The organism is Frankia sp. CgKIO3 (genome assembly GCF_977946435.1).
Window position 1 is genome coordinate 1 of the sequence record NZ_CDWTMO010000043.1, and the last position, 2,018, is coordinate 2,018.

General features: G+C 69.4%; 2 protein-coding genes. One reads left to right on the forward strand and one right to left on the reverse strand.

Annotation, left to right across the window (positions count from 1 at the left end):
- Positions 1–744, reverse strand: a 744-nt coding sequence (locus tag AC08OJ_RS07345; RefSeq protein WP_476595352.1) for a LysM peptidoglycan-binding domain-containing protein, incomplete at its 3' end; no start/stop codon positions are given.
- On the opposite strand from AC08OJ_RS07345, the gene AC08OJ_RS07350 reads away from it, so the two are divergent.
- Positions 743–1,438, forward strand: a complete 696-nt coding sequence (locus AC08OJ_RS07350; protein WP_476595353.1) for a hypothetical protein — start codon at positions 743–745, stop codon at positions 1,436–1,438. The two genes, AC08OJ_RS07345 and AC08OJ_RS07350, sit on opposite strands and share 2 nt — an antisense overlap.
- Positions 1,439–2,018: the final 580 nt, after the last annotated feature.

Consider the following 2,018-nt stretch of genomic DNA (forward strand, 5'->3'; position numbering starts at 1 on the left):
ACCTAGGAGCAGCGCGCGCTCTGTCTCGTCCTCTGGGGGGCTCGCCGGCCCCGACCGGCGTGTGGACAACGCCACCATGACTCCGGCGGCGAGCAGGCTGGCGGCTGCTATCCCCAGCAGACCCTGAGAGGACGGTCCGAAGGGGTCGGACGCGAGAAGGCCGGGTGTAGCGGGGCCACCGGTGACCACCGCGGTGTGCTGCGCCGAGACGACCGCAGCCGCGTCATCCAGGACCGCCAGCGCACGAGAGGTGCCGAGACGACCGTCGCCGTCCCCCGGCTCGGGGTCTTCGAAATCGGGATAGCTGGGTTCTGGATCATCGAGGCCGGGGTTGCCGGGTCCGTGGTTGTCGAGGTCAGCGAGGTCGTAGCCGCCGGGGGCGGGGGGCGCGGTACCTGTTTCGGTGGCAGGCCATCCCGGGACGGAGTCCGGCACATGCAGTACCTGCAGGCCCTCGCCCTGCGCGTCGGCGGGCAGCAGCAGCAGCCAGCCGGCATGGATGAGCGATGGCTTGGACAGCGTGCGGCCGTCCGGCTGGGCGCGACCCTCGTTGAGGTCGAAGATCTCCCGATACCGTAGACCATCACCGAGGAAGCGCTCCGCGATGCCCCAGAGGGTGTCGTGGTGGCGCCCCTCGGCAGGTCGCACCTCGTAGAGCTTCATCACGCGCCCGTTGGACGCGAGCCGGCCGTTCGGGTCCGCGATCGGACTGATCAACTCGGCGTGGCAGACGCGCGGTGTCATGCGGCCAGCCGGGCCAGCCGGGCCAGCCGGGCCGGTCCCCGGTTCCGACCGTGACGGCCAGGTCCGCCGGGTCGGTGTGCTGGCGCCGGGATCCGTTGTCGTGGCCACCGGAGCCCGATCACCCCTCGTGAGCGCGGGCGCCCTGTCGTCCGGAGCCGGCCGCGGAGCGACCAGGGCCGCCGAGGTCGTCGATACCGGCATCGCCGTCCCCATCCGGCCGGGCGCAGGCGGAACGGCGGGGGCCCGGGCGTATGTCATCGGAGCGACCAGAATCGTCGTCCCGGAGAACAACACGGATGTGGCGACGAGACGGCGGGCGAGGTTCTGGGGGGCGCCGCCCAGCGGTATCCGCGGGGCGAGGCCGGTACCGCGCAGCTCGGCCCGGCATTCCGCGACGAGACAGGCGGTGAAGTGCAGCCAGGCGGCCCAGAAGAGCAGGGACAGGATGGCTCGGACGACCGCGCCGGCCCCGTCCCCGCTCTGGAGCGGTGGAACCCAGTACCAGGATCAGTACGACCGGGACGCCGAGGACGACACCGGCGATCGCAGCGATGGCCCCGGCGGCGCGCAGCCGTTCCCGAGACCGCAGCTCCGCGGAGACTACCGGCACCGGCTGGCGGGCCGGCACACTCCCGGGCCTGTCATCGACCATCCGATGGGGAGGGTTGCCAGCATGCGAAAGCCGCCGTCGTGACCGCGGTGCCGCCGCCGGCGAGGCGGACGCCATCGATGCCGGCGGCGAGGACGGCCGCGCGGATCGAAGTGGTGTCGATGGTGGCGGGAGCGGCGTGGACATGAACCTCCCCGATCAGGCGCAGGGTCGGGCGCATGGGCACGCCGGGCACGGCCTCGTGCCCGGTTGCGTGGCGCTCATGCTAGGTCGCTGGAGACCGGTTTCCAGGGCGAAGCAGCAGTTCCCTGACCTTCTTGTGACCATTACCTGGATCCGGTCGACGGCATGTCTCCGCCGTGGATGCCGGCGCTCCAGGCTCTGGACCGGGGCGAGCCGAGGGAACTCGTGGGAGCGGCGCCGAACTGCCTGGATGTCCGCACGCCGATCCCGTGCAGTGAGCACCCGGCCTCCTCGCGCTGCTGTGCCTGGACGGCGACAGAGGGACAAACTCGTTGTAATCGTACCAGTGCGGTTGCGTAGAGGAAATTTCGGGATGAAAGATCTACAGTTTATTACCCAAGGTGGGCATCTAATGCCATTCTAGTACTAAATGTTCAAATTTATTCTTACGTTGAGTTAGGATTCGGAATAAAATAACTTG

Bases quoted from the DNA above. Each gene is read 5' to 3' on its own strand.
- AC08OJ_RS07350 (WP_476595353.1), top strand. From the start codon at position 743: ATGCGGCCAGCCGGGCCAGCCGGGCCAGCCGGGCCGGTCCCCGGTTCC.